Source organism: Halomonas sp. 7T, from assembly GCF_025643255.1.
Classification (GTDB): domain Bacteria; phylum Pseudomonadota; class Gammaproteobacteria; order Pseudomonadales; family Halomonadaceae; genus Vreelandella.
On sequence record NZ_CP087112.1, the window covers coordinates 249,902 to 273,654 of the forward strand.

25 protein-coding genes are annotated in these 23,753 nt (G+C 57.5%); 16 read left to right on the forward strand and 9 right to left on the reverse strand.

Annotation, left to right across the window (positions count from 1 at the left end; all coding sequences use genetic code 11):
• Positions 1 to 19: 19 nt before the first annotated feature.
• The 4 genes from LOS15_RS01225 to LOS15_RS01240 form a co-directional block, all read right to left on the reverse strand.
• Positions 20 to 1,129, reverse strand: coding sequence for a pyridoxal phosphate-dependent aminotransferase (locus LOS15_RS01225; RefSeq protein WP_263067573.1), 1,110 nt, complete (start codon positions 1,127 to 1,129; stop codon positions 20 to 22).
• Between the two features lie 160 nt (positions 1,130 to 1,289).
• On the reverse strand, positions 1,290 to 2,618 hold the full coding sequence (locus LOS15_RS01230; protein ID WP_263067574.1) for a TRAP transporter large permease subunit: 1,329 nt from the start codon (positions 2,616 to 2,618) through the stop codon (positions 1,290 to 1,292).
• A complete protein-coding gene (locus tag LOS15_RS01235) occupies positions 2,615 to 3,130 on the reverse strand; it encodes a TRAP transporter small permease subunit (protein ID WP_263067575.1) in 516 nt (171 codons plus the stop codon). The genes LOS15_RS01230 and LOS15_RS01235 overlap by 4 nt, the downstream gene beginning before the upstream one ends.
• Positions 3,131 to 3,219: 89 nt before the next feature.
• Positions 3,220 to 4,272, reverse strand: coding sequence for a C4-dicarboxylate ABC transporter substrate-binding protein (locus LOS15_RS01240; protein ID WP_263067576.1), 1,053 nt, complete (start codon positions 4,270 to 4,272; stop codon positions 3,220 to 3,222).
• Positions 4,273 to 4,559: 287 nt separating this feature from the next.
• Between LOS15_RS01240 and LOS15_RS01245 the strand changes: the two genes are divergently transcribed.
• The 7 genes from LOS15_RS01245 (at position 4,560) to LOS15_RS01275 (ending at position 13,324) form a co-directional block, all read left to right on the forward strand.
• The gene (locus LOS15_RS01245; protein WP_263067577.1) at positions 4,560 to 8,222 is read left to right on the forward strand and encodes an ATP-binding protein; all 3,663 of its coding nucleotides are present in this window, start codon (positions 4,560 to 4,562) and stop codon (positions 8,220 to 8,222) included.
• Positions 8,219 to 8,848, forward strand: a complete 630-nt coding sequence (locus LOS15_RS01250; protein ID WP_263067578.1) for a condensin complex protein MksE — start codon at positions 8,219 to 8,221, stop codon at positions 8,846 to 8,848. Before LOS15_RS01245 ends, LOS15_RS01250 begins: the two co-directional genes overlap by 4 nt.
• Complete coding sequence (locus LOS15_RS01255) at positions 8,845 to 10,110, forward strand: hypothetical protein (RefSeq protein ID WP_263067579.1); 1,266 nt, start codon at positions 8,845 to 8,847, stop codon at positions 10,108 to 10,110. Before LOS15_RS01250 ends, LOS15_RS01255 begins: the two co-directional genes overlap by 4 nt.
• Complete coding sequence (locus tag LOS15_RS01260; RefSeq protein ID WP_263067580.1) at positions 10,107 to 10,973, forward strand: hypothetical protein; 867 nt, start codon at positions 10,107 to 10,109, stop codon at positions 10,971 to 10,973. Before LOS15_RS01255 ends, LOS15_RS01260 begins: the two co-directional genes overlap by 4 nt.
• 189 nt (positions 10,974 to 11,162) lie before the next feature.
• Positions 11,163 to 11,897, forward strand: coding sequence for a hypothetical protein (locus tag LOS15_RS01265; protein WP_263067581.1), 735 nt, complete (start codon positions 11,163 to 11,165; stop codon positions 11,895 to 11,897).
• Between the two features lie 51 nt (positions 11,898 to 11,948).
• Positions 11,949 to 12,242, forward strand: coding sequence for a HigA family addiction module antitoxin (locus tag LOS15_RS01270; RefSeq protein ID WP_263067582.1), 294 nt, complete (start codon positions 11,949 to 11,951; stop codon positions 12,240 to 12,242).
• Positions 12,243 to 12,361: 119 nt separating this feature from the next.
• Positions 12,362 to 13,324: a ribonuclease Z gene (locus LOS15_RS01275; RefSeq protein WP_263067583.1), complete on the forward strand. Its 963-nt coding sequence runs from the start codon at positions 12,362 to 12,364 to the stop codon at positions 13,322 to 13,324.
• 50 nt (positions 13,325 to 13,374) lie between these two features.
• Here LOS15_RS01275 and LOS15_RS01280 read toward each other — a convergent pair whose 3' ends face one another.
• Both LOS15_RS01280 and LOS15_RS01285 read right to left on the reverse strand, forming a co-directional pair.
• Positions 13,375 to 13,692, reverse strand: coding sequence for a CcdB family protein (locus tag LOS15_RS01280; protein ID WP_263067584.1), 318 nt, complete (start codon positions 13,690 to 13,692; stop codon positions 13,375 to 13,377).
• On the reverse strand, positions 13,692 to 13,937 hold the full coding sequence (locus LOS15_RS01285; protein WP_074397356.1) for a type II toxin-antitoxin system CcdA family antitoxin: 246 nt from the start codon (positions 13,935 to 13,937) through the stop codon (positions 13,692 to 13,694). Before LOS15_RS01285 ends, LOS15_RS01280 begins: the two co-directional genes overlap by 1 nt.
• 279 nt (positions 13,938 to 14,216) lie before the next feature.
• Between LOS15_RS01285 and LOS15_RS01290 the strand changes: the two genes are divergently transcribed.
• The 8 genes from LOS15_RS01290 to LOS15_RS16965 all read left to right on the forward strand — a co-directional run bounded on the left by LOS15_RS01290 (position 14,217) and on the right by LOS15_RS16965 (position 19,513).
• Positions 14,217 to 15,341 (forward strand): RNA-guided endonuclease InsQ/TnpB family protein, encoded by a 1,125-nt coding sequence (locus LOS15_RS01290; protein ID WP_263067586.1) that lies wholly within the window; start codon positions 14,217 to 14,219, stop codon positions 15,339 to 15,341.
• Positions 15,342 to 15,557: 216 nt separating this feature from the next.
• A complete protein-coding gene (locus tag LOS15_RS01295; protein ID WP_263067588.1) occupies positions 15,558 to 16,211 on the forward strand; it encodes a DsbA family oxidoreductase in 654 nt (217 codons plus the stop codon).
• 121 nt (positions 16,212 to 16,332) lie between these two features.
• Positions 16,333 to 16,473 carry a DUF1330 domain-containing protein gene (locus LOS15_RS16980; RefSeq protein ID WP_411537312.1) on the forward strand — a complete coding sequence of 47 codons (141 nt, stop codon included), beginning with the start codon at positions 16,333 to 16,335 and terminating at the stop codon, positions 16,471 to 16,473.
• Complete coding sequence (locus LOS15_RS01300; RefSeq protein WP_263067590.1) at positions 16,467 to 16,628, forward strand: DUF1330 domain-containing protein; 162 nt, start codon at positions 16,467 to 16,469, stop codon at positions 16,626 to 16,628. The genes LOS15_RS16980 and LOS15_RS01300 overlap by 7 nt, the downstream gene beginning before the upstream one ends.
• 63 nt (positions 16,629 to 16,691) lie before the next feature.
• Positions 16,692 to 17,654 carry a calcium/sodium antiporter gene (locus LOS15_RS01305; protein ID WP_263067591.1) on the forward strand — a complete coding sequence of 321 codons (963 nt, stop codon included), beginning with the start codon at positions 16,692 to 16,694 and terminating at the stop codon, positions 17,652 to 17,654.
• Between the two features lie 73 nt (positions 17,655 to 17,727).
• Positions 17,728 to 18,423 (forward strand): aspartate/glutamate racemase family protein, encoded by a 696-nt coding sequence (locus LOS15_RS01310; RefSeq protein WP_263067592.1) that lies wholly within the window; start codon positions 17,728 to 17,730, stop codon positions 18,421 to 18,423.
• Positions 18,424 to 18,445: 22 nt separating this feature from the next.
• The gene (locus LOS15_RS01315) at positions 18,446 to 18,871 is read left to right on the forward strand and encodes a lysozyme inhibitor LprI family protein (RefSeq protein WP_263067593.1); all 426 of its coding nucleotides are present in this window, start codon (positions 18,446 to 18,448) and stop codon (positions 18,869 to 18,871) included.
• Between the two features lie 9 nt (positions 18,872 to 18,880).
• Positions 18,881 to 19,513: a PAS domain-containing protein gene (locus tag LOS15_RS16965; RefSeq protein WP_317629622.1), complete on the forward strand. Its 633-nt coding sequence runs from the start codon at positions 18,881 to 18,883 to the stop codon at positions 19,511 to 19,513.
• Positions 19,514 to 19,686: 173 nt separating this feature from the next.
• Here LOS15_RS16965 and LOS15_RS01330 read toward each other — a convergent pair whose 3' ends face one another.
• Both LOS15_RS01330 and LOS15_RS01335 read right to left on the reverse strand, forming a co-directional pair.
• A complete protein-coding gene (locus tag LOS15_RS01330; RefSeq protein WP_263067594.1) occupies positions 19,687 to 20,883 on the reverse strand; it encodes an E22 family MetX-like putative esterase in 1,197 nt (398 codons plus the stop codon).
• A gap of 76 nt (positions 20,884 to 20,959) precedes the next feature.
• A complete protein-coding gene (locus LOS15_RS01335; RefSeq protein ID WP_263067596.1) occupies positions 20,960 to 22,132 on the reverse strand; it encodes a UbiH/UbiF/VisC/COQ6 family ubiquinone biosynthesis hydroxylase in 1,173 nt (390 codons plus the stop codon).
• 96 nt (positions 22,133 to 22,228) lie between these two features.
• Between LOS15_RS01335 and LOS15_RS01340 the strand changes: the two genes are divergently transcribed.
• A complete protein-coding gene (locus LOS15_RS01340; protein WP_263067597.1) occupies positions 22,229 to 23,086 on the forward strand; it encodes an NAD-dependent protein deacetylase in 858 nt (285 codons plus the stop codon).
• On the opposite strand, the gene LOS15_RS01345 is transcribed toward LOS15_RS01340, so the two are convergent.
• Positions 23,083 to 23,673: a DNA-3-methyladenine glycosylase gene (locus LOS15_RS01345; RefSeq protein WP_263067598.1), complete on the reverse strand. Its 591-nt coding sequence runs from the start codon at positions 23,671 to 23,673 to the stop codon at positions 23,083 to 23,085. The genes LOS15_RS01340 and LOS15_RS01345 overlap by 4 nt on opposite strands.
• Positions 23,674 to 23,753: the final 80 nt, after the last annotated feature.

Genomic DNA, 23,753 nt, shown 5'->3' on the forward strand with positions numbered 1-23,753 from the left:
AGCCCCGGGGTTAATGGGGCTAGCCGTGCTGCTGAATCGCCTTCTCCAGCGCGGCTAATCTGCCTGGGGCCAGTGCATCTTCCACCGCCGTAATACGGATCACGTTGGCCAGTTCAGGGTGGGCCAAGCGTGCCACCAACACGCCCTCGGCCAGCAGCTCCTGGTGAACCGCTGCAGCCAATTCCGCGCTGGAGAGCCGAATGCCGATGAAGTTCGTCGCGCTGGGCAGTACGTCGGCCCCCCGGCCGATAAAGTGCAGCGCCAGCTGCTCACGGCGGGCTTTCACCGCTTCAATGTGCTGCTGTACTTCCTCGGGGTGATCGAGCACGACTTCAGCCGCCGCCTGGGTGAACGACGACACCGCGTAGTGAATACGCACCTTCATCATCATCGCCAGCACGTCAGGCTCGGCAATCGCGTAGCCAATGCGCATCCCGGCAAGGCCGTGGGCTTTGGAGAGGGTGCGTAGGCGAATCACCCCCGGCAGCGCTTTGCCGAGAAAATCGCTGCCTGCATCGTCACGAAAATCCCCGTAGGCCTCATCCAACAGCAGCCAGCACGCCTCCGGCAGCGCCTCGCGCAGCTTGATAATCGCGCTATCGCTATGCAGGTGGCCGCTGGGGTTATCGGGGTTCGCCAAATACACCAACCGCGCCTCTTCTTGATGAGCCGCTGCTGCCAGCGCTTCTAAGTCCGGGGCGAGTACGCCGGGGGCTTCATGGTAGCTGGGCTCAACCAACCGGCAGCCCTGGCCCTGGGTGAAGTAACCAAAGGTGGGGTAGGTGCCTGCGGTGCTCACCACGGCATCGCCCGCGGTGCAGGTGGTGCGCAGCGCCAGGGCGATTAGGCTGTCGGCACCGGCATCGACCAGCAGGTGCTCCAGGGGGATGTTCTGCTGCGCGCTCACGCGTTGGCGTACCCCTAATGCCTCGGCATCGCCATAGCAGTAAACGTGCTGCGCCACCGCATCGCCAAAGTGCTCCCGCAGGGCGCGATGGGGCATGTCTAACCCCTCGTTAGAGCCCAGCCGATGGGGCAGCTCTCGGCCAAGTTTACGCTCCAACACTTTAATGCCGGGGAACGGGTTTGCAGGGCCTTCGCCTGTGAGGTGTTTAGGGTAGCGGGGCATAACGTCTCCAAAATAAATCGCATAAACGGTAGCTTAGCACTGCAGTGGCTGCACTCGAATCAGCATACTGTATAAGCGCTCATTCGCTGTGCATCGTGTGACACCATTAAAAAAGCCGCCCATAATGGACGGCTGAAAAATACCACGTTATATCATTGAGTTAGCGCCATGAGGGGCCGCCCATTACATCAGGTAACCAGAGGGCGATTTGTGGGAAGGCTAATACCAACGCTAACACCACCAATTGCGCAAGGATAAAAGGCACAACCCCTTTATACATATGCTTGAGTGTCACTTCTGGCGGGGTGATCGCCCGTAAGTAGAAGATTGCCGGTGCCAGCGGTGGGGTGAGATAGCTGGTTTGTAGCACGACCAGGAAGGCAACACAGAACCAGATCTCATCAAAGCCCAGCATCCTGACAATCGGCATGGCTACCGGGATAATAATCAGCACGACGGAGATCAGGTCCAGCACAAACCCTGCAATAAACGCGATGAGTAGGATGAGACCTAGAATCATCCAGGGGCTTAATCCGGTTCCCATCAAGAGCCCTTGCACCGTGGCCATCCCGCCAGAGGCAAAGAACACCCCAGCAAACATACTGCCGCCTAATACAATCAGCAGGATCATCGCGGAAATGTTGACGGTCTTGATGGCAGAGGTCCACATAACCGACGCATTCAGGTTACGATAAGCCGCCGCTAAAATAATGGCTCCCAACGCACCGCACGCGGCTGCTTCAGTAGGCGTTGCCATACCTAACAGAATGGTGCCCAGCACGGTGAAGATCAGCAGCATGGTCGGCACTAACGCAATCAACGTGATACGCAGTTTTTCACCGAGGGGAACATCGGGCTCCTGCTCTTGAATGCGCGGCGCCATTTCTGGCTTTAAATACGCAACCCCAATGATGTAGGCCATAAACATCAGCGCCATCAAAAAGCCTGGGATCAGCAAGCCGCTGAACAGTGAGCCTACTGATACTCCGGCAACAGGGCCAAGTACCACCACGGTGATAGAGGGAGGTATTGCCGTGCCCAGAGAACCGCTGGCGCAGATGGTGCCTGACATCAGGCTTTTGCTGTATTGGTGCTTGAGCATGACGGGAATGGCCAGCATGCCAATCACCGCTTCCGTTGCCCCCACCACGCCGCTGGAAGCAGCAAACAGCGTTCCTAAAATGATCGCCCCGATGCCCAGCCCGCCGGGTAGGCGGCGCGTCCACATATGAATCGCTTCAAACAACCGCTCGGCAATGCCGGAACGCTCAAGCATGGCGCCCATAAAGATAAATAGCGGCACCGCTGCAAGAATCGAGTTAGACGCGGTATCTTCGATTTTGGTCAACAGCTGATAAGCGGCCACATCGCCAAACTGAATAATGCCAAAGCCGGTGGCCACCAGAATCATTGAAAAGGCGATTGGAAACCCCGCAATGATTAACGCCATCAGCGCGGGGAACATCAACAACGCAAGGTAGCTACTCATTCGGCCGACTCCTCTGTGGGATGTTTACCCATGAGCAAACACAGTGACTTCAGAAGCTCAGCGACTACCTGCAGTGCCAGCAGCGCAAACCCGACAAACCATACCGTGAAAATCGGCCAAACGACCGGGTTCCAAGCGGAACGGCCTGAGCGCTCATTGCTTTCAAACGCAGACAACGCATACTTGGAGAGCTCCCATACCAGCCACACCAATATGGGGAGAAAGAGCACGTACCCTATCGCGCGGATAGCCGCATTCGCACGCTGGCTGAGCTGTAGCGCGACAATATCCACACTGACGTGTTGGCCAATACGCAGTGCATTAGCCATACCCAGCATGAACATTGCCCCCATCACCATGTAGCTCACTTCAAAGGCCCATAAGGTAGGCCTGCCAGCTACGTAGCGGCTAAATACTTCAATGATTAAGGCGCCGATCAAGGGAAAGACGAGAAGGGCGCCCAACCAGCCAGCAAAGCGGGTCAGCGCCTCTATGGATCGAATTAGTTTCATGAGGGGAGTCTCAGCGGATCAAAGGGACATAAGCCAATAAACAAAAGAGAGGCCTGTTAAGGCCCCTCTCATTGTTTTAAAAGTGGCTACTAACGGCCCATCACACCAATAGGCAGTCGATATTCAGACCAGTTGTTCATGCTATCTTTAAACGAGCGCTGAGATTCGAGTACTCGCGCAAACCACTCATTGTCAGCGGCATACTCATCTTCCCACTTGGTTGTTTCTTCATAAATGGCATCGATGAAGGACTGGTCCAGCTCGATCAGCTCGTTGGGGCCATCGACCAGCGCTTGGTATGCTTCAAGGTCAGCGAACGAGCTCGCAAGCCACGTATCAAACACAGATAGCTTGCCGGCCAAGCGCAGCATGCTCTGGTCTTCCTCGGATAACTCATCCCACGTGCTGGTATTTACTTGGCACTCAAGGAAACCGCCTGACTGGTGAACGCCAGGCGTAATCACGTACTGCGCGACTTCCTGGAACCCAGTGGGACGGTTCATTTCAGGGCTACCCCACTCGGCAGCATCAATCACGCCACGTTCAAGGGCGCTGTAGATATCGCTACCCGCCATGACGACCGTAGACGCGCCCAGACGAGAAGCAATTTCGGCCCATGCGCCGGAGGTGCGCAGGCGCAGCCCCTGGAAGTCTTCAAGCGTTCTAACCGGCTTGTTAGAGTGGAGAAAAATTTCAGTACCCAGAATGGCACAAGGGAAGGCAACCACGTCAAACACCTCACGACGATACTCTTCGTACAGGTCAGCACCGCCCCCTTCGTACATCCATAGCATGAACTCTTCCGGCGTTAGGCCGCTGGAGTGGCCTGCTAACAGGGCCGTTGTTGGGTCTGTGCCATAGTCATAGTTAATATAGTTATGGCTAACCTGGGCAACGCCAGATTTAACGGTGTTGGTAACACGCAGTGCGCTGCCGAGGGTGCCGCCAGGGTAGACCTCGATAGCAATTTTATCGTTGGTGAGTTCGTTAACGCGGTCAGCAAACATCTGCGCATCGCGCTCAAGCCACGGGCCACCACTCCAGGGGGTGGCCATGCGCCAATTGATTTCTGCAGCGGAGGCAGCGGCCGATACGCCAACACTTAGGCCGACTGCTAAAGCAATTTTATTTACGTTATACATGATGATTTCCTCTTGCATGGAGCGTTATAAGTTTGTTCGCTGGCCATTTTTTATGGTTATCGTTATTTGAAGTTACCACCTTCGCGAATGCAGCATTTGGCCCAAACTCAGAAGTATTATGCTGAACCTCAGCACTGGGCATGCCAAAAGCATCAAGTTTGGCGAAACAAGCCTTGACGACAATCATACTTACAGAGGTTTTGGCTACGGTGCGGACAAACGCAATGTTAGATTAGCGTGGCCTTAAATTATTTGAGAAAAAAATAGCAGCAGACCAAGGATACGGCATGGCTCACTTATTGCGCATCGTGATGATTCACGGCCACCTGAACGGCGTGGTCGAACTCAGTGTGGACGGCCACACCAATATTTGCGGCACCAACGCCTCCGGTAAAACCACGCTGCAGCGGCTGGTGCCGGTGTTTTACGGCGAGCTACCCAACAAAGTCGTTCCCAAAACGCGCATGAAGTTCGATGCGTTCTATCTGCCCCACCGCAACAGCTACCTGGTGTACGAATACCGCCGTGAGGCGGGCAACGTGTGCCAGGCGGTGCTGACCCGCAAGCAGGAAGGCGGGGTGGAGTACCGTTTTGTGGGCGCACCTTACCAGCCGGAAGATTACTTGGTAGACACCGAGCAAGGCCCGCTGGCGCTGGACTACACCCAGTGGGCCAGTGGCCTGCGCCGCAGCGGCACGCCGGTGTCGCCTAAGCTGGGCGCTACTTCTGAATTCCGTTCGGTGATCCAAAACGACTTCACCCAGCTGCACGGCAACAGTCGCGATGGCCTAAAGCTGCGCCAGATCGCCGCGCAGTTCAGCTTGGTGAACCCCGAGCGGCGCATTCGCCATATCGAAAAGCTGGTCTCGGCGGTGCACGCCAAAGAGGGCAAGATGGACACCCTCAAAACCATGCTGGCGGCGATTTTCGAGGAAGATGGCGTCGAGCTGCCGGTGACGCGCATCCGCAGCGCCAAAGCCCGCGAGTGGATTGCTCAGATGCGCCAGTCCATGCGCCTGGAACCGCTGCAGGCCTCGTTGGCCAAGCTCTCTGGTATCGACCGCGAACTGGCCGAGCTCGACACCACCCTCTGGCAGCTCAAGCCCCAACTGGCCGCTGACCGGGAGCAGGCGCAGCGGCAGATCGCGGACCTAGACAGCGAACTCAACCGCCACCAGCGGGAGTTTCAGGCCGAAGAGCAGGCCTACACCGAACAGCGGGATGCGCTCAACGACCAGCACAGCGAAGTGGCAAGCCGCCTGCAGCACACCCAGCGCCGCCTCAACGACCTGCAAGCCCAGTTCGAGCACTACGCCGATGCGGACATGCCCGGCCTGGAACGGGATATCAACGCGCTGCCCCAGTGGCGCGAGCAGTACGAAGAGCTAAAGAAACATTTGCAGCTTCTTCAGGATAAGTTCAAGGAGAGCCAAGCGCGTTTAGATGGCCGACTGCGCGAGCTATCCGAAACCCTCGCTCGCCAAACCCAAGAGAGCCAAGAACTGATTGACGCGCTGGTCGAGGAGAAAGCTGAGCGCCGCGAGCAGCAGTGGCAAACCGAGCAGCAGCACAACGAGCGCTACCAGCAGGCCCGCCAGCGGTTAGAGAGCGAATACCAAGCCCAACTAGAGCTAGGCGTTGAGCAGCTGGCCGAGCTAAAAGCCCAGCTCGCCATGCCCAGCCAAACCCGCGAGGAAGCCCAGGAAGCCGAGCTTGCCCAGGCGCGATTGGATGACGCCCAGCAGGCACGTAGCAGCGCCGCCGCCACCTTGGAAGCGCTGCGCCGCGAGCTGGAAGCCCACAAGCGCGAACGCGATACCGCCGAGCAGCATCTGGTGCAGTGCCGCCAACAGCGCGAGTGCGCCGAGCAGCACTGCTACACGCTCTACCAGCAGCAAACCCCCGAGCAGGGCAGCCTGCGTTACTTCTTGCGCTACCAGTGCCCCGGCTGGGAACAGCAGCTCGGCAAGGTGATTGCCCCCGAGCTGCTGGAGCGCCGCGATCTCGCCCCTCAGCTAGCCGAAAACGCCAGCGACGACCTGTTCGGCCTAGCGCTGGACCTTTCCGCCATTGCACTGCCCGACTACGCCCAGGATGAAGCCAGCCTGCTGGCCACCATTGAAGAAGCGGAAAGTGCCAAAGCCCGCGCCCAGAGCGCCTGCGTGGCCGCTGAAAAAACCCTCAAACAGCACAATGAACGCGTGCAGCAAACGGATGACGCCCAGGACACCGCCCGCCTAGCCCAACAGCGCGCCGAGCAGGAAGTGGAGTACGCTCTGGAAGCGCGCCGCCAGCAGCAGGCCCGCCACGCGGAAAGCCAAAAAGCCCGCCGTGCCCACATCGAAGCCGCGCTAACCCGACAAGAGCAGGCGCAGGCCGAGCTACGCGACGAGAAGCGCGACGCGTTGGCTGAACTGGCCGAGACCCACCAAGGCCAGTTGCTAGAGCTCAAGGCCGACGCCCAAAGCCAGCTCGATAGCCTGGATGCCCAGCTGCGCCAGTATAAACAGCAGCTCAGCGATGCCAACGCCGAACACCTGCGCCAGCGCGAAGAGCTGGATGCTGCCTTCAGCCAGGAGCTAGCCGAGCAGGGCGTCGACCCCAACCAGCTAAAAGCCACCAAAACCCGCCTGGATGAGCAAAGCGAGCGCATACGCAAAACCGCCGCCCGCCAGGAAGAGCTGGCCGAGTACCAGCGCTTTATGCGCATCGAGTGGGGCCAGCACAAACCGCAGCTCGTAGCGGAAGAGGCTGAACTGGCCCAACGCGATCAGCAGCTAAAGCGCGATAAAGCCCACCTGAAAAACAGCTTCCACGCCGCCCGGGATGCCCACCAGCAGGCGGTGAACGGCCTCAAAACCCAGCGCGATAGCGCCCGTGGCACCCTGGAAGCCCTCACTCCGCTGCTCAACCAGCTAGAAAGCCTGGAGCTAGTGGCCGAAAGCGCACCGGTTGAGACCAGCGTGGGCGATGTGGACGAGCGCATTGAGCGCACCCGCCAAGCGCTGACCAGCCGCCACCAACAGCTAGAACAACTGCGCCGAGGCTGCCTGGACGTGGAGAGCCAGCTGATCAAAGATGCCAGCAGCGGCTTTGCCGATGCGCTACAAAGCGAGCGCGACAAGCTGCCCAGCGACAGCCCACGGCTGCTATTACCGCTGCTGCGCGGCATGCTCAAACTGCTCGAAGACCAACAGCAGCAGCTGATTCAGGAAGGGCGCAACCTCAGCGACGACCTAGATAAATTCTTTATTGTTTTCCGCGACCTAAACCGGCGCATCAGCTCCCAGAGCCGTCGGCTATCAGAAGAAGTCGCCGACGACCTGCGCCTGGAAAGCATCAGCAAAGCCGAAGTGCGTATCCAGTCCACCATCGACGAGCTGGGCTTTTGGGAGCCGCTCAAGCTGTTTGCCCAGCGCTACAAAGCGTGGCGGGAGTCCGGCCAGACGCTGCCCAGCGACGACTACCTCAACGCCCTGGCGGATGTGGTCGACCTGCTACGCAGCGACCAGCAGTACAGCTTCGAAAGCTTGCTGCGCCTGGAGCTGCACCTAAACGAAGGCGGCACGGATCTGGTGATCAAAAACGACCGCCAGCTGCTGGAATCTTCCAGCCACGGCATGGCGTATTTGATTTTATGTAAGTTCCTGCTGGCGTTTACCCGCCTGCTGCGGGGCGATGCGCAAATCGCCATCCACTGGCCCATCGATGAGATCGGCACTCTGGCGTATCACAACGTCGAGAAGCTGTTCGACGCCTGCGACAGCAACCGTATTCATATCGTCGGTGCTTTCCCCAACCCGGAATCCGACGTGCTGCTGCTGTTCGCCAACCGCTACCTCATCGAACGGGACGCCAGTAACCAGCAGCGCCAGCTCAAGCGTATCGAGCCGCGCCTTAGCGCGCTGGCGCAGAAGATCAAGCAGCGCCAACAGGAGGTGAGCGCATGATCGAACACGGCCCCCTACTAGAACGCCTGCTGGCCGGTGAGTTTGTCTGCGCGGTCAGCGACGACAACGCCTACCGTCACCTGGCCAACGAAGAGACCCGCGAGGCCATCGACGCCTACCTGCGCCCGCTCAACCGACGGCTGGCCAGCAACGAAGATGCCAGCGTCTACTTTCTGGCCTGGCGACAGCTCAATGATGCGGCGCGGGAGCAGCTCTCCCGCCAGCTCGCCGACACGCTCAACAGCCTGCTACCCATGCTGGAGTGGCTCCAGTTGGTGCAAGAAGCCCTGGGCCACGACGCTCTGGCCGCCCCCGGTGATGTGCTCAAACCCGCCGAATTCAGCGCTAAGTGTGAAGATAACCAAAGCCTGCGCGAGCGCCTGGAACGGCTGGCCACGGATAGCTTCTTTGGCTCCCAGAGCGACCAGCTGGATGCCCAGGTGAAACAGATCTTCAAGCGGCTTAAAGAACACTGCTACCTGATGCAGCCCCATAGCGAGCGTCAAGTGTTCGTGGTGACCGGCAAGATGGATTACCTGGTGGACGTGGTGCGCTTCATTCGCGACGAGGAGAACCTGCCGATTGACGCCGACGAGGTCGCGGGCACGCAGGAGGCCCTGTTGTGAGCAAAAGTGTGGGCAATGGTGCGGGCAATAGCGTGAGCGAGCTGGAGAGCCGCCTGCTGAAAACCGGCGCGGAGCGCCTAGCGCTGCTGGGCAAACACGCCGAGCGACTGATGCAGGGCTACACCTGCGACGAGGTACCGCTGGAAGGCCTGAGCGACGGCGCGCTGCGCAAACTGTTGGCTGCCCGTGTGCTATGGCGGCCCGACGAGCAGAGCGGCGTGAAGCTCTCGCCCAAGGTGCGCGACCTGATTGCCGAAATGCTCGCCGACGAAACCCGGCGCCACGTCAATGCCGACGTGGCGGAGACCCTAGAGCTGATCCGCACCCAGGTAGACAGCTACCGGGAAGCCCGCAGCAAAGGCGAACATTGGCGGCAAGAGCAGCAGCTACTGCGCCTGCGCCAAGAAGTGGACGACCTCAACGGGCGCTTTGCCGATGCGATTGATAGCCTGTGGCAGCGGCTCAACAGCGATTTCGGCTTCGTCAGCCAGCTAAACGACAAAATCCGCGAGAACGACCGCGCCCAAAAGCAGATCGTGCGGCTACTCGACGGCCTTGCGCTGATCGACTTCGACGAGCTAATTGCCCTGGTAGGCAGCGACGGCAGCCTGCGCAAGCTGCTTATTAGCCAGCTACAGAACCGCCTAAGCCACCACTACACCAGCCTTCGGGAAGTGCAGCGGCGGCTAATCGAACTGATGGCCCGCTTCCGCAAGCAGCAGGCTCGCAGCCGCCTGATGACCGGCATGGCCGCCTTCATGCGCGAACACCCAGGCTTCGTGCCCGGCAACTACGCCCACAGCAGCGAGGTGCCCGCGCTGTTCAACCGCGCCGCACCACTCAACCCCGCCGCCGCCCCAGCGCTAGACCGCGCCCTGGACGTCCGCGTACTCGCCGAGCTGCTGCATAAGCTGCCCGCCCCGCGCCACGCCGCGCAAAACGTCGCGGTGGCCAACGCCGTGCAACCCGCCGAAGAGAGCATGGCCGCCGCCCGCCAGCAGGCGCTAAAGCTAGACGTAGAACGCTTCTACCTCGCGGTGCTCGACCAGCCACCGGCCGAACCGGTCAGCGCCCTGGCGTACCTGCAAGAGAGCGGCCTGGAATGGGCGGATGAGATTTGGCTATTCCAGGTGATTGCCGAATACCAAGGCCTGCCGCGTAACGAACAGCAGGCGTTTCGCCTTCAACAAGAAGAGAGCAACGCCAGCGTATATAACGACCTGCGGCTGATTCACGATGTGGCTTTGGAGGTGGCGGTATGAACCTGCCCAGCCGCGCACGCAACGGCCTTAACGGCGTCGCCCGCGAACTACTCCGCCAGCCCACGGTGGAGAAGCCCCGCCGCCAGTGGGTGGAGGACGTAGTGGCTTGGTGCCACCAGCATGACATTGATCTAGCTACGCGCATTACCAGTAAAGCGGTGCGTTTTGACACCGCTTTGCTAGCGCAGATTAATGACGTACTAGAGAGCGCCCGAATAGCGCCGCTAGGTCGCTCGCTCAGCGGCCTGTCCAGCAGCGCCCAAGCGAAAGAGGGCGTAGAAGAAGACAAAGCCACCCGCGAAAGCCCAAGGGCACGGCGGGTACTCGTCAGTTTGCCGCCTCAACCAATAACCGGGCTTGCCAACGAGCCGCGCACTATTCGCGATGTGGACGTGCATACGTTAAAGCTGAGCGCGTTCAGCGCTCTAATCCAGGTCGAAAACCTGGACAGCTTCTATGAGTTTTCGCCGGATATTTCAGCGCTAAGTAGCTACACAAACCCGCTGGTCGTCTACCGTGGTGATAGCCATTATGGCGGTGGTTTTGCCTTACTGGCGGATGCTTGGCATAAAACCCGAAGGCCGCATATTTACGCAGGCGACTTCGACGCCAAAGGCGTCACCCTGGCGCTCGACAGCGGCGCCACGCACCTGCTGCTCCCAGAAATAGAATGGCTCACCCAACACGCCACGCCCCTTCACCAGCCCGCAGGACAGCTCCCCTATCAACGGCGGCTGCGCCAACTTCACGTCAGCTTACCGTTACAGCACCCGCTGCGGCATTATCTGGCGATACTCGAAAAACAGCGCGGGCTGCTGCAACAGTGGTTTGAGGCGGAGGTGGTATGTGTGGGGTTTTGCTAGGAACCATCGTATGTTGACGGTTACTCCCAACCGCCGTTATTTCATGCTGGGCCTTGGATATGCGGCCTGTTGTTCTTTGCTTCTAGGCGAGGCAGTCAAATAAAGTGGCTATAAAACCTCAACCAATGAGTGCACACGTTTATCGAGATTGTGCAGCCTTTCGTATGATCACTGCTACAGGGCTAAATCATGACCTCTGATCTTAAAAGAACTCTAGCTCTAGATAATGAATTGCTAAACGCAGTCAGGTTGATAAAAGCTGGCTTTAGCCAACTTCAATCCATTGGTGCTGGCAACGATTTTTACCATCTTCCGTTACTAACGTTGGCTAGCGGTTTTGAACGGTTTATGAAAGTTACGTTGTGCCTTCGCTGGCTTGAGAAACATGGCAGTTTCCCGACTAGCAAGGCTTTTCCATCAGGGCGAAGTGGGCATGATCTCAAATGTCTGCTCGAAAAAATTCGCACGGAATGCTTTTTAGATGATTACGTTAATAATATCCCAATAGCTCAAAGTGACGTCGAATACTTAAATTCAGCGGGGCTTCTTTCATTTATTTCTGTGCTTAGTGACTTCGGGCAAGCAGCACGGTATTACAGCCTGGACGTAATCGTAGGCCGCAAAGTACAAACTGACGACCCTGATGCAGCGTGGCAACTCCTCGAAACTGAGATCCTTTTAGCTCGCAAGGATTTAATGGATGAGATAGAAGAGAATCCTGCTAGCAACCGAATTCGTTTAGAGGTCAACAAAGAGGTCGTTGCTCGACTTGAAAGGTTTGCACGGGCTATCGCAAGGTTATACACAATAGGTAGGATTGGAACCGAAGCAAAAAGATACTTGGCTTACATTGGTTGTTTTCTTCATCTGTCAGATGCTGAGCTTGGAACAAAGAATTATAGGCTTGCAGGTAGCGCCCTGTAACAAGGCCAGTCACGGCAACGCCTACATTCTTGATTATGAGGATTATCACTAATGACGATGCATAATCCGCCGCATCCTGGTGAATTCATTCGGGAAGTGTATTTGGAACCCTTTGGCATTAGCTCGCGTCAGCTTGCTTCGAGTCTGGGCGTTTCACCGTCCACGTTGTCCCGGCTGCTCAAAGGAGAGAGTGGCATTAGCCCGGAAATGTCGCTGCGCTTGTCGAAGGTGCTCGGACGTACCCCGGAGAGCTGGCTAGCAATGCAGGATATGTATGACCTATGGATGGCTCGCAGCACAATTAATTTGGACGACCTTCAGCCGTTGGATTTTGAAGCCGCTTAGCGATAGCTACTGTTGTCGTTGGCCATCCGGTCGTAAAAAAGCTGAGCAACCAAACGTATTGGAAATCTGTATGCCGCCAGCCTAGGTTCAGGTTTCTAACGAGAAAGCACGGACGCGTTATGAATTTACTATTCCTAGGCACCTCCGCTGGTGTACCCACCAAAACAAGAAACGTCTCCGGCATCGCCTTGCGTGAGAGCAAGGGCAAAGGCTGGTACCTGATCGATTGTGGCGAGGGCACCCAGCATCAGGTCTTGCATACGAAGCTATCGTTTCATTCATTGAAAGCCATCTTGATTACCCACGTACATGGCGACCATTGCTATGGGCTGCCGGGCATACTGGCCAGCGCGGCCATGGGTGGGCGCACGGCACCGCTGACTATTGTGGCCCCGGCGGGTATCAAAACTTGGCTGGAAGCGACGTGCGAGGTAACGCAGCTTTGCTTACCTTTCGCGTTGGAATTTATCTGCTCCGATGACCTGCCCAGCGTTGAGTTTGAAAACATGGAGGTGGCGACGTTTGCGCTTTCCCATCGTGTGTCGTGCTATGCCTATGCGTTCACCGAGCGCAATGTAGATGCTGCCCTGGACGTGGACAAACTGGATCAGCAAGGCATTCCCAGAGGGCCGTTGTGGGGGCAGTTGAAGCAGGGGAGAGATGTGGCGTTTGAAGGCAAGCAACTGCGTAGCCAGGATTATCTGCTGTTCAAACACGCCCCTAGAAAAGTGGTGATTGCCGGAGATAACGACCAGCCCGAGCTGCTGGCGGAAGCGTGCGCCGGGGCGCAGGTGTTGGTGCACGAAGCCACCTACAACGAAGAGATGGCTGAAAAGGCCGATGAGGTAGGGCATAGCTACGGCAAGCAGGTGGCGGCGTTTGCCGAGCGGGTCACGTTGCCTAACTTGGTGCTCACCCACTTTAGCCCCCGTTATCCGCTTATCTCTGATACCTCGCCCTCCATTGAGGATATCCGTAAAGAGGCGCAAAGCGTTTATTCAGGCGCGCTCTACTTGGCGCGGGATTTTAGCGAATACAGTTTGGATAAGGCGGGTCACTTTTCTGAAGTGGTGGGCGAGTAGTTTTTTTGAGGTTCGGCCTATACGTCATGAGTTTAGTGCTGTTTTGAGCATCAAATTCCAGTAACGGCGAGATCAAGCGCACCAATAATCTGGCTTCTAAAGTGCTCAAGGGTGCCGATGGGATTTCTAAGATGTTTTTCTGGTACTGACGAGATTTGTGGTGTCAGTAACAATAGCGCCTGGTCATTGAAGGTTATTTCCGGCGTGAGGCCCTGCATGGCGTTGCCATCAAAAGCTGCTCGATTACCCAATGGGATCACGATGCGGGTTGCCAGATCCGTTAGTAGGCTACTTTGGATATCCACCAAGTACGGATAGTGTGCTCTGCTGGTCTTGCTAGGGTTAGGGTAAACATCGAACTGAGCCATCAAAACTCCCGAAATTCGTCACCGAAGCAGCCATGCTGCTCGACAAATTCGTTGTAGCTTGTGATCGCCGCTCGATTTTCTTCGACCCACTGGGAAGCCTCGCATTTTGCTAACTCTTCTCGTAATGCTCGCTCTAGTGTGGCCGAGAGATTAATGTTCAAAGCGCGAGATTTTTGAAGCAAGTCGCTGTTAACCGACAAATTAGCGGCTTTTTTCGGTGCTGCGGTGTTATATAGCGCGGCCATTGCAGCCCCCCTGTGACTGTCATAAGCGTATAAATAGCATATGCGCATGGCGATGCGCATTCAAGCGGCTAAAACGTTAATATCGTCAGCTGTCATTGCGCTGCGTTTGCCGATACGGTACAGCTTCCCAATCTGGTGCTGACGCACTTCAATCCAGACAATTCCTCTCTTTTACCAAAACTGCGCGTAAAGCGTCGCCCAATCGGGCGGTGATACAAGCGCGCACCGCGCAGCGGTGCTGTATTGATACCGCCTCAATAAGCTGATAATTTATCCAGTATGATAAAGCGTGCCTACAAAGAACGGCTCTATCCCACCCCCGAACAGACTGAGCTGCTGGCGCAGTCGTTCGGGTGTGCCCGCTTTGTCTGGAACAACACCTTGGCCTATCGAACCACCGCCTATCAACAGCAGGGTGAATCGGTCTCGCACTCGACAGCGGAAAAGCGCCTGGTGTCACTCAAAGCCGACTACCCGTGGTTGAAAGACGTGTCCAGCGTGATCCTGCAGCAGACGTTGCGCGATCAGAAAACCGCCTTCGACAACTTCTTCAACCCAAAGCTCAAAGCACGGTATCCGCGTTTCAAAAAGAAGGATGGCCGCCAGTCTATCCGGCTAACCAGGGCAGCGTTTCGCTATCGGGATGGCGAGATCACTATTGCCAAAGCAAAGACGCCATTGCCGATCCGCTGGAGCCGTCCGCTGCCCAGCGAACCCTCCAGCATCACGATTTCACGCGATCGTGCCGGACGCTATTTCATAAGCTGTCTGTGCGACTTCGTGCCAGAAGCCTTCCCGGTCACGCCAAAAACGGTAGGCATAGACCTTGGCCTGAGCGACTTGTTCATCACCAGCGACGGCGCAAAGTCCGGCAATCCGCGTCATCTGAAACGTTACGAAGCCAAGCTGGCTCGCCTGCAGCGCCGACTGGCGAAGAAGCAGAAAGGCTCTCGCAACCGTCAAAAACTGTGCCAAAAAGTGGCGCGACTGCATGCCAAGATCGCTGACTGTCGCCGCGACGCCATCCATAAAGCCTCTCGCACGTTGATCAACGAAAACCAAGTCATCTGCGTCGAGTCGCTGAACATCACCGGGATGGTCAAGAACCGTTCATTGGCCAAGGCCATCAGCGATGCCGGCTGGGGCGAGTTCGTGCGCCAGCTTGAGTACAAAGCCGCCTGGTCGGGCCGGCAACTCGTCAAAGTGAGCCAGTGGTACCCCAGCAGCAAACTGTGTCACGGCTGCGGCCACAAGGTCGAGAAGCTGCCGCTATCGCAGCGCCATTGGCACTGTGAGGGCTGTGGCGAGGCCATCGACCGCGACATCAACGCGGCCAACAATATCCGAACCGCCGGACTGGCGGGGTTCGCCTGTGGAGCGACTGGAGCGGGGGCAGCGGCGTAGCCGCTGTCTAGTGAAGGCGTGGGGAAGCAGGAAGGTTTTTGGGGTGACTCAAGAACCCTCGCCCAACGGGCGGGGAGTGTCAGTGGTAGTAATGATCACAGGCTTGTGATCGTCGCAGACCTGTTGCTGGGCTGGTTGCGGTGATGTGTTTCGTGATACAAGCCAGGGCATATCGTCATTTCGCCCTGATGACCGAGCCCAACAAGGAGTCTACTCATGCAAAAGGTAAGAATCGACCTGGTATCCGACGTGGCCTGCCCGTGGTGCGCCATTGGCTACCGGCGCTTGGAGCAAGCGTTAGAGACACTTAATGGCGAGATCGACGTTGAGCTGGTCTGGCAGCCCTTTGAGCTGAACCGCGATATGCCGCCCGAAGGGGAGCCGATTTTGGAGCACTTATGCCGCAAGTACGGCAAAGATGCGGCCACCATGGAGCAGTCCCAGCGCGAGATTATGGCCGCCGCCGAAGAGCTTGGCCTGAATTTTCGCGGTGCCCTGGAACGCCGTGCGAACAATACCTTCGCTGCCCACCGCGTGCTGGCGTGGGCTGGAACGCAACATCAAGAGACGGCGCTTCAGTTGGCCCTGTTTGAGGCCTACTTCGGTGAGGCGAAAAATCCCGCCGACCCAGCGGTGCTTCGCGAGAAGGCCATTGAGGTGGGGCTGGATGGCGACACCGCCGAAGCCATTGCCCGCTCTGATCAGTATACGGATGAAGTACGTGAAGCAGAGCAGCGCTTTATGGACGCAGGGGTGAGCGCGGTGCCGGGGTTTATCCTCGATGGTCGCTATCTGATCGCGGGTGCCCAGCCCGCCGACGTGCTGGTTGATGCGCTGCGCCAAGTGGCCGAAGAAAACGCTAGCCGCTAATAGGTGAGAGACTCCAGCCTGACAGAGGGTCGGGTGTTAGTAGCACATACCCGGCCGTGCACTGAGTGCACCTTTTCGCTACACGTCGGCTTTTTGCCCACGTTAGATTGGGGGAGATTTTATGGCGGCATATGTGATTGGTCACATCAGCGTGAAGGACGCTGAGAAATGGGCTGAGTACAAGCGTGGGGTTCCTGCGACGATAGTGCCATTCGGGGGCGAGCTAGTGCTGCGAGGGCAGCGAAACGAAAGGCTGTGTTAGGCGGAGAGCATCGTCACACGGATACGGTGGTGATTCGCTTTCCCGATATTGAGGCTGTTGATGAGTGGTTCCACTCCGATGCTTATCAGCAGCTTATTCCGCTACGCACCCAGGCGGCAGACGTTGATTTGATCAGCTATGAATCCACGTCGTAGTTGTTAGAAGGTTCTATTTGGCGCTGTCATTTCGACCTAATTTGCAACAGGAAACCCATCATCATGTTGAACCTGCTGTTCGTTGCCATCGGAGTGCTGCTTCTGACAAGTGGCGGTGAAGCGTTGATAAGAGGCGCTTTAGCGGCTTCGCATAGGCTAGGTATTTCTCCGCTGCTCAGCGGCTTGATTATTGTTGGGTTCGGGACATCGGCACCGGAGCTTGTGGTCTCTATTGAGGCTGCGCTTAGTGAGCGGCCCGACATCGCCATCGGTAACGTGGTGGGGAGTAATATCGGTAACAGCATGCTGATTTTGGGGGTATGTGCCCTCATAACGCCGCTTGCTGTGAAGCCGCTGGTCTTGCAGCGTGACGGTGTCACGGTGGTGGCGGCGAGCGTTTTATTTCTTGTGCTGGTGGGTGGCAATGCATTGGAAAGGTCTGATGCGGCTATCTTCCTTTTAGCACTGGCCGCGTACCTGCTGTGGGCATACTGGACTGAGCGCTCTGGAGCAGTGCCTTCCGCCGAGGTGCACATAGCGGAAGGGAAAGAAGTGACCGCGTTGCCCAAAACAACGCTGTGGATTGTAATGGCCGTTGTGCTGGGGTTGGGGCTTTTGATCGTAGGCTCGCAGGTATTGTTGAAGGGCGCCGTGGGAATAGCCGAGTCGCTGGGTGTCTCAGAGGCAGTGATAGGGTTGACCCTGGTTGCCGTTGGCACGTCGCTACCCGAGCTTTCGATATCGGTCATCGCAGCATTTCGCCGACATGCCGATGTGGCGATTGGGAATATCCTTGGCAGCAATATTTTCAATCTTCTCGGCATTTTGGGCATTTCCGCGCTGTTGCAGCCGCTGCCTGTCCATGATCGCATCCTGCATTTTGATCAGTGGGTGATGCTAGGAACGTCGCTGATTTTATTGTTCTTTCTCTATACTGGCCGTCGGCTGAGTAGGTTTGAAGGCGGTTTGCTACTACTAGGTTATGGCGCCTATATCGCGCTAAGCTTCACCGTATTTGGTACCTAATTGCCATCGCTTTGATGGTGGGCTGTGTGAGCACTAGCAGATGCCGTTGAAGGCCCTTCAGAGGAGAGTACCTATGAAAACCATCGGCTTAATCGGCGGTATGAGCTGGGAATCCACGCAGACGTATTACCGCCTCATCAACCAAAACGTGCGCACGGCGTTGGGCGGGCTGCATTCGGCCAAGGTAGTGCTGTACAGCGTCGATTTTGCCGAGATAGAGACGCTGCAGCACCAGGGCAACTGGCAGGCCACCGCCGAGATACTGGCAGCGGCGGGCAAAGCGGTTGAGGCGGCAGGAGCCAATTTTTTGGTGCTGTGTACCAACACCATGCACAAGGTGGCCGAGCCGCTGGAAGCGGCGGTCTCCATTCCGCTTTTGCATATCGCCGATGCTACGGCTCAGGTGCTGCAACAGCAGGGCATTACCTGCGTGGGGCTGCTCGGCACGCGCTTCACCATGGAGCAGACGTTTTATATCGAGCGCCTGCAACGCCACGGCATCGAGGTGGTCGTGCCCACCGAGCCACAGCGCGAGCGCGTGCACTCGGTGATTTATCAAGAGCTGTGCTTGGGCGTGGTGAAGACAGATGCCAAAGCTGACTACCTAAATATCGTTGACTCGCTTGCTGAGCGCGGCGCGCAGGGCGTGATTTTAGGCTGTACCGAGATTGGTTTACTGATTCAGCAAGCCGATACGAGCGTACCGCTGTTTGATACCAGCGAGATCCACGCGAAGCAGGCGGTTCAGCGGGCGTTGGGGAGTATTTAAGATGTCAGCTCGGTGCAAAAACATGCGCAGAATAGCCTTAGCGGTAGTAGGTCTTAGCTTTGCGGTTATGGCGATGGCGGAGGATAAGCCGCTCGATTGTGATAACGCGATGACCACGCTCGATATTAACCAGTGTGTTGCCGTGCAGTTGGAGTCAGCTCAAACGGAGCTGAGCCAGTACGTGGAGGCGAGCGTCAATCACCATGCTGATGACCCTGAGCTGGTGACCGCTATCGAACACTCACAGCAAGCTTGGGAGGCCTATGCCACCGCTCACTGTGATGCGGTACATGCTCAGTGGCGTGATGGGTCTATCCGGGGCGTGATGGCGCTGACGTGCAAAACTCAACTGACACAGCAGCGCACCCACACCGTTTGGGCATCCTTTTTAACCTATATGGATAGCACGACACCGGTGCTTCCCGAGCCAAACCGCCTAGTTAAATGATGAAGGGTTATGACACATATGTCTGAGCAAGACAGTATCTATGAAAGTATTGCGACGCGGATGAATGGGTTTTTGTATCGCTGTCGCAATGATGAGCATTACACCATGTTGAACCTGACCGGTAGGGTGCAGGAACTAACAGGACATATGAGTGAGGATTTAATTGGGAACCGTAAGCAGTCTTATGTTGAGCTCATTCATGGCGAGGATGCACCTGGGTTGGATCAGGCTATCGAGCGTGCCATCGCGTCGGGCAAGAACTGGCACGCCGATTATCGACTGCGCTGTAAAGACGGTAGCTTACGCTGGGTGAGTGAGTATGGCGGCGCTGTCAAAGATGAAGAGGGTAACGTAATTTATCTTGAGGGCGTGGTCACCGATATACAGCAACGGCGGCAAAGCGAGGAGCGGCTTGGCTCGATCAGTCGGGATATTGCACTCGAAACGGAAAAAATTGCTCACTCACTGAAGATGCTGCAGTTACTGAGTATTAATGCGGGTATCGAAGCTGCCCGAGCGGGTGAGGCTGGTAAAGGGTTTGCTGTGGTGGCCGAGCATGTGCGCCGCCTAGCGGATGATACCAACAGCTCGGCTAAGGTGATTACGGGCCTTATGACTCAGCTAAATCAATCACAGGAATGAGAAATTTCTCGTTGTTAAACAAGGTGATAGAGAATTAGTGTGACCATATCGGGCGTATGTCGCGGGGGTAGGGCGCTCTCGCGAGACCGAACGCTATTTTAGTGTGGCAAGTTAAAAACAGGTGATGACCCTGTCGGTAGCGCTGGCTCCCAAAGAAGCCAGCGCTTTCTCCCTTACTGCAAAAACTCCCGCAGCGTATCGCTGGCTTGCTCGATGGAAACAACGCCATCTAGGTGGCCCCGGTTGCCCTCCAGCGTTTCCAAAGTCACTTCGGTGCCGTCGGCTTCAATCAGTTCGGCGGTGCGGCGTACGCCTTCGGGGGCGAAGACTAAATCATTCTCGCTATACAGCATCAGCGTGGGCGCTTCGATGGCGGCTAGGCCTGTTTCTAATGACTCTCCGTAGCCTGCCATAAAGGTTTGGTTGGCGCGCACTAAGTAAAGCAGATGGTTGGCGTCGGAAAGCTCTGCACGGGCAGCGGCGACGTCATCCAGGGTTTGCTCGATGGCGTAGCGGGCGTTGATGTCTTGGGCGGGGTCGCGGGCGTCATCAGCCCAATCGCGGTTGAACGCTTCGTTGGCCCACTGCCAGTGGTTGGCATTAAGCGTGACCAGCTTTAGCGCCTCTTTAAGCCCGTCGGTGGGCGGCGCGCCGTTGTAGTAGTCGCCTTCATTCCAGTTGGCATCCAGACGAATGGGCGCAGCCCAGGCGCTTAGCGTGGCCAGCAGCCACGGGTCGGCCACGCCGCCACCAATCACGGGTATTAACCGCTCAACGCGTTCAGGGTAAGCACTGGCCCACTCAATGGCCTGCAGGGCACCCATGGAAGCGCCCATCACCGCATGCAGGGATTCTATGCCTTGGCTCTCTAGTAGGGCGCGCTGCACGTCGACAAAGTCACGTATGGTCACCACCGGGAAACCCATGCCCCAAGGCTCGCCGGTATCGGGATTAATGGTGGCAGGCCCGGTGGTGGTCACGTTTGGGTCATTTGCCCCCAGATTGACCAACGTATCGGAAGAGATAATGTAGTACTCATCGGTATCCAGCGGTTTGCCGGGGCCGATAATGGCATCCCAGTAGCCGGTGGGTTCGCCATCGGCGTCATAGCGGCCTGCGGCATGGCTGGTGCCGGAGAAGAAGTGGGTAATCAGAATCGCGTTGTCGCGCGCCTCATTAAGCTCGCCGTAGGCTTCCCAGCCTACCGTCACGTTGGGAATCGTCTCGCCGCCCTGGGTGGTAAAACTCTCCATCTCGAACGTTTGCTTCTCGACCACGCCATCCCAAGCCCATAAGGGCGTAGCCAATAGCAGACCCAGACCGGTTAACGAGGCAAAAGTGACCCGTGCATATGGTTGCTTGCGTCGCATGCGCTTTCCTTTTTGAAGGGGTGTTGTGATTGTTTTGGGGCTGCTTATCGCAGCCACCCCCTCAGCATAGTCAGCGTTAGATGATTTTGAACGGATTTAGCCCATTGGCCTGCTGCATCATCATACGTTTGGCCAGCGGTACGCGTTCGGCAAGGTGCAGGCTTAAATCGCCTAGCTGGCGCAGCGGTCTGGAGCCAGTAAACAGATGGTGAAAGCTATCGGTGGCGGCAATCATCGCTTGGTTAGCCGCACGGCGCTGGCATTCAAAGCGGAGTAGGTTGAGGTAGTCTCCGGGGTCGCGGCCTTGCATGATAATTTCGGCTAGCGTGTCGGCATCGTGCAGGCCAATATTTAACCCTTGGCCTGCCAGTGGGTGCACCACGTGGGCTGCGTCGCCAATTAGTGCTAAGCGCTTGCCGATATAGCGCTGGGCGTGTTGGCGCTTAATGGGGAAGCTGGCTTTTGCGACGATACGGGTGAGGTTACCCAGGCGTCTAGGGAAGGCCATTTCGATGGCGGTCGTTAGAGCGTCGTCGTCCAACTGTTCCCGCGCTTTGGTGGTCTCTTCTCGGTCGTACCACACCAGGGAGGCGCGATGGCCGGGAAGAGGAAGCATCGCAATGGGGCCGGTTGGGGTAAACACCTGCCAGCTGACATCCTGCTGGGGCAGCTCGGTTTCGACGTTAATAATCATCGCCCGCTGATGGTAGTCGTAGCTGGTAACGTCAATGCCGGCTAGCTCGCGTAGGGTGGAGCGGGCGCCGTCGGCACCTACAATCAGCCGGGCGCTCAGCGTTTTGCCGTTATCCAGCTCCAGCATGCGGCCAGTGCTGGCTGCCATGGTGCTTAGTGGGGCGCACTGGGTGTAGCAGGTAACGCTGGGCAGCTCTTCGAGGCGCTGCCAAAGCGCGTACTGCAGCGTGCGGTTTTCAATAAAAATGCCGAAGTCTTGCATGCCGCTCTCTTCGGCAGAGAATATGGAGTGGCCGGTGCCGTCTTGATTGGCGACATCGATATGCCGGAACGGGCAGCAGCGCTCTTCTGGCAGCTCGGTGCCGCTGGCTTTGACAAACGCCAGTGACCGGGCGTTGAGCGATGAAATACGCAAGTCGTAATCGCCGCTCGGTGCGCTGGGGGCGCTGGCACGCTCCACAAGGCCTACCGAAATGCCTGCTTGGCCGAGCCTGGCCGCTAGGGCCGCGCCCACCATGCCGCCGCCAACAATAATAATTTCGTGATCCCACTGCATGAGAGGCTCCTTACGTCGCTATCTGTGGCACATTGCATGTACGTATATTGTCATACAGTATCGTTGACTTGTCTCAGTATTGCCTAGGGTGATCCATTGACGCAGGCCGTGGAAATATCAAATAACGTCGTAACCGCCGGTGAAGCGCTCGCAGGGTTTATTAAACGCCATCCTAAATTGTGGGTAATTACCGGCGCGGGGGTGAGCACCGACAGCGGTATTCCCGATTACCGCGATGCCGATGGCCAGTGGAAGCGCCCACCGCCTGTGCAACACGGCGATTTTATGAGCTCCTTCGCCGTACGCCGGCGTTATTGGGCGCGGGCGCTGGTGGGCTTTAAAGCTATGCGTGAAGCCCAGGTGAGCGGGGCGCATCGGGCGTTGGCGGCGCTTGAGGCCATGGGCCATGTGGAACTGCTGGTCACGCAAAACGTAGACCGCTTGCACCAGCGGGCAGGTTCAAAAAAGGTAATTGATCTTCACGGCAGGGCGGACGTGGTGGCCTGTATGGCGTGCGGCTATCAAATGATGCGCCACGCCATGCACAGCGAAATGGCCCGCATGAATCCTGCCTTTGCTGCGTTGGATGCCCGCCACGCGCCGGATGGCGATGCGGATCTGGAAACCGATTTCTCTACCTTTAAAGTTTTGGACTGCCCCCGCTGCCGGGGCATTCTCAAACCGCAGGTAGTCTACTACGGCGATGTGGTGCCTCCAGCTCGGCGGCTGGCGGCCCAGGCGGCGCTTCAGCAAGCCGATGCGGTGCTGGCGGTGGGTACGTCGTTGATGGTCTATTCTGGCTACCGCTTCTGCCGCGATGCCCACGCCATGGGCCTGCCCGTGGCATCGCTCTCGCTGGGCGTTACCCGCGCCGATGGATTCTTAACCCACCAGTGGCGCGCGCCGCTAACGCCGGTGCTGGAACAGGCGGTGGCCTGCTTGAAGGGCGCTTAACGCGCTTTAGAGACCCACGGATTGCCTTCGCTCCATAGCCGCCAGGGGGCGTCGCGGTCGGCGGGCTGGGCGTAATCGATGCCTACCCGTGGGCCGCTGGCAATGGCGCTGGGCGGCTCACCGGATGTAATCCATAGCCCGTTCGTTAGATCGCCGGTTTGCGTCATAGCGTGACCGTAAAGGACGCTATCGATACGCAGTGCTCGGGTGAGTTTGCCGGGGCCGTTACTCAGGTTACGCCCCGCCACGCTGCGCCATTCGCGCATGGCAGGCTCGCCGATCACCGGCTCTACCGCTCGAATCAGTACCGCGCAGGGGTTGCCTTCCGGCTGGGTGACGACGTTTAGTAGCCAGTGCATGCCGTACACCAAATAGACATAGGCGTGGCCGGGTGGGCCAAACATCGCCTCGGTGCGTGGCGTTCTGCGCCGATGGGCGTGGCAGGCGGAGTCTTCCGAGCCGCGGTAGGCCTCAGTTTCCACGATGCGCGCCGCCATGACTTCGCCGTCTAGTTGGCGCACCAGTAGGCAGCCCAATAAGTCCCGGGCGACGTCCAGCGTATCGCGATTATAGAAAGCCTGAGGCATGGGCGTGAGTGCCTCTTGCTCTATCGGTAACTTAACACGAGTTAAAGCGTCTCTATGCGGCATGCTATCGCCAATTACTT

What these genes read in the sequence shown, in the direction of transcription:
- LOS15_RS01275 (WP_263067583.1), top strand. Translation starts at nt 12,362, where the DNA reads ATGAATTTACTATTCCTAGGCACCTCCGCTGGTGTACCCACCAAAACA.
- LOS15_RS16965 (WP_317629622.1), top strand. Translation starts at nt 18,881, where the DNA reads ATGACACATATGTCTGAGCAAGACAGTATCTATGAAAGTATTGCGACG.
- LOS15_RS01260 (WP_263067580.1), top strand. Translation starts at nt 10,107, where the DNA reads ATGAACCTGCCCAGCCGCGCACGCAACGGCCTTAACGGCGTCGCCCGC.
- LOS15_RS01225 (WP_263067573.1), bottom strand. Translation starts at nt 1,129, where the DNA reads ATGCCCCGCTACCCTAAACACCTCACAGGCGAAGGCCCTGCAAACCCG.
- LOS15_RS01290 (WP_263067586.1), top strand. Translation starts at nt 14,217, where the DNA reads ATGATAAAGCGTGCCTACAAAGAACGGCTCTATCCCACCCCCGAACAG.
- LOS15_RS01295 (WP_263067588.1), top strand. Translation starts at nt 15,558, where the DNA reads ATGCAAAAGGTAAGAATCGACCTGGTATCCGACGTGGCCTGCCCGTGG.
- LOS15_RS16980 (WP_411537312.1), top strand. Translation starts at nt 16,333, where the DNA reads ATGGCGGCATATGTGATTGGTCACATCAGCGTGAAGGACGCTGAGAAA.
- LOS15_RS01265 (WP_263067581.1), top strand. Translation starts at nt 11,163, where the DNA reads ATGACCTCTGATCTTAAAAGAACTCTAGCTCTAGATAATGAATTGCTA.
- LOS15_RS01330 (WP_263067594.1), bottom strand. Translation starts at nt 20,883, where the DNA reads ATGCGACGCAAGCAACCATATGCACGGGTCACTTTTGCCTCGTTAACC.
- LOS15_RS01280 (WP_263067584.1), bottom strand. Translation starts at nt 13,692, where the DNA reads ATGGCTCAGTTCGATGTTTACCCTAACCCTAGCAAGACCAGCAGAGCA.
- LOS15_RS01235 (WP_263067575.1), bottom strand. Translation starts at nt 3,130, where the DNA reads ATGAAACTAATTCGATCCATAGAGGCGCTGACCCGCTTTGCTGGCTGG.
- LOS15_RS01285 (WP_074397356.1), bottom strand. Translation starts at nt 13,937, where the DNA reads ATGGCCGCGCTATATAACACCGCAGCACCGAAAAAAGCCGCTAATTTG.
- LOS15_RS01315 (WP_263067593.1), top strand. Translation starts at nt 18,446, where the DNA reads ATGCGCAGAATAGCCTTAGCGGTAGTAGGTCTTAGCTTTGCGGTTATG.
- LOS15_RS01250 (WP_263067578.1), top strand. Translation starts at nt 8,219, where the DNA reads ATGATCGAACACGGCCCCCTACTAGAACGCCTGCTGGCCGGTGAGTTT.
- LOS15_RS01310 (WP_263067592.1), top strand. Translation starts at nt 17,728, where the DNA reads ATGAAAACCATCGGCTTAATCGGCGGTATGAGCTGGGAATCCACGCAG.
- LOS15_RS01230 (WP_263067574.1), bottom strand. Translation starts at nt 2,618, where the DNA reads ATGAGTAGCTACCTTGCGTTGTTGATGTTCCCCGCGCTGATGGCGTTA.
- LOS15_RS01335 (WP_263067596.1), bottom strand. Translation starts at nt 22,132, where the DNA reads ATGCAGTGGGATCACGAAATTATTATTGTTGGCGGCGGCATGGTGGGC.
- LOS15_RS01245 (WP_263067577.1), top strand. Translation starts at nt 4,560, where the DNA reads ATGGCTCACTTATTGCGCATCGTGATGATTCACGGCCACCTGAACGGC.
- LOS15_RS01345 (WP_263067598.1), bottom strand. Translation starts at nt 23,673, where the DNA reads ATGCCTCAGGCTTTCTATAATCGCGATACGCTGGACGTCGCCCGGGAC.
- LOS15_RS01305 (WP_263067591.1), top strand. Translation starts at nt 16,692, where the DNA reads ATGTTGAACCTGCTGTTCGTTGCCATCGGAGTGCTGCTTCTGACAAGT.
- LOS15_RS01270 (WP_263067582.1), top strand. Translation starts at nt 11,949, where the DNA reads ATGACGATGCATAATCCGCCGCATCCTGGTGAATTCATTCGGGAAGTG.
- LOS15_RS01240 (WP_263067576.1), bottom strand. Translation starts at nt 4,272, where the DNA reads ATGTATAACGTAAATAAAATTGCTTTAGCAGTCGGCCTAAGTGTTGGC.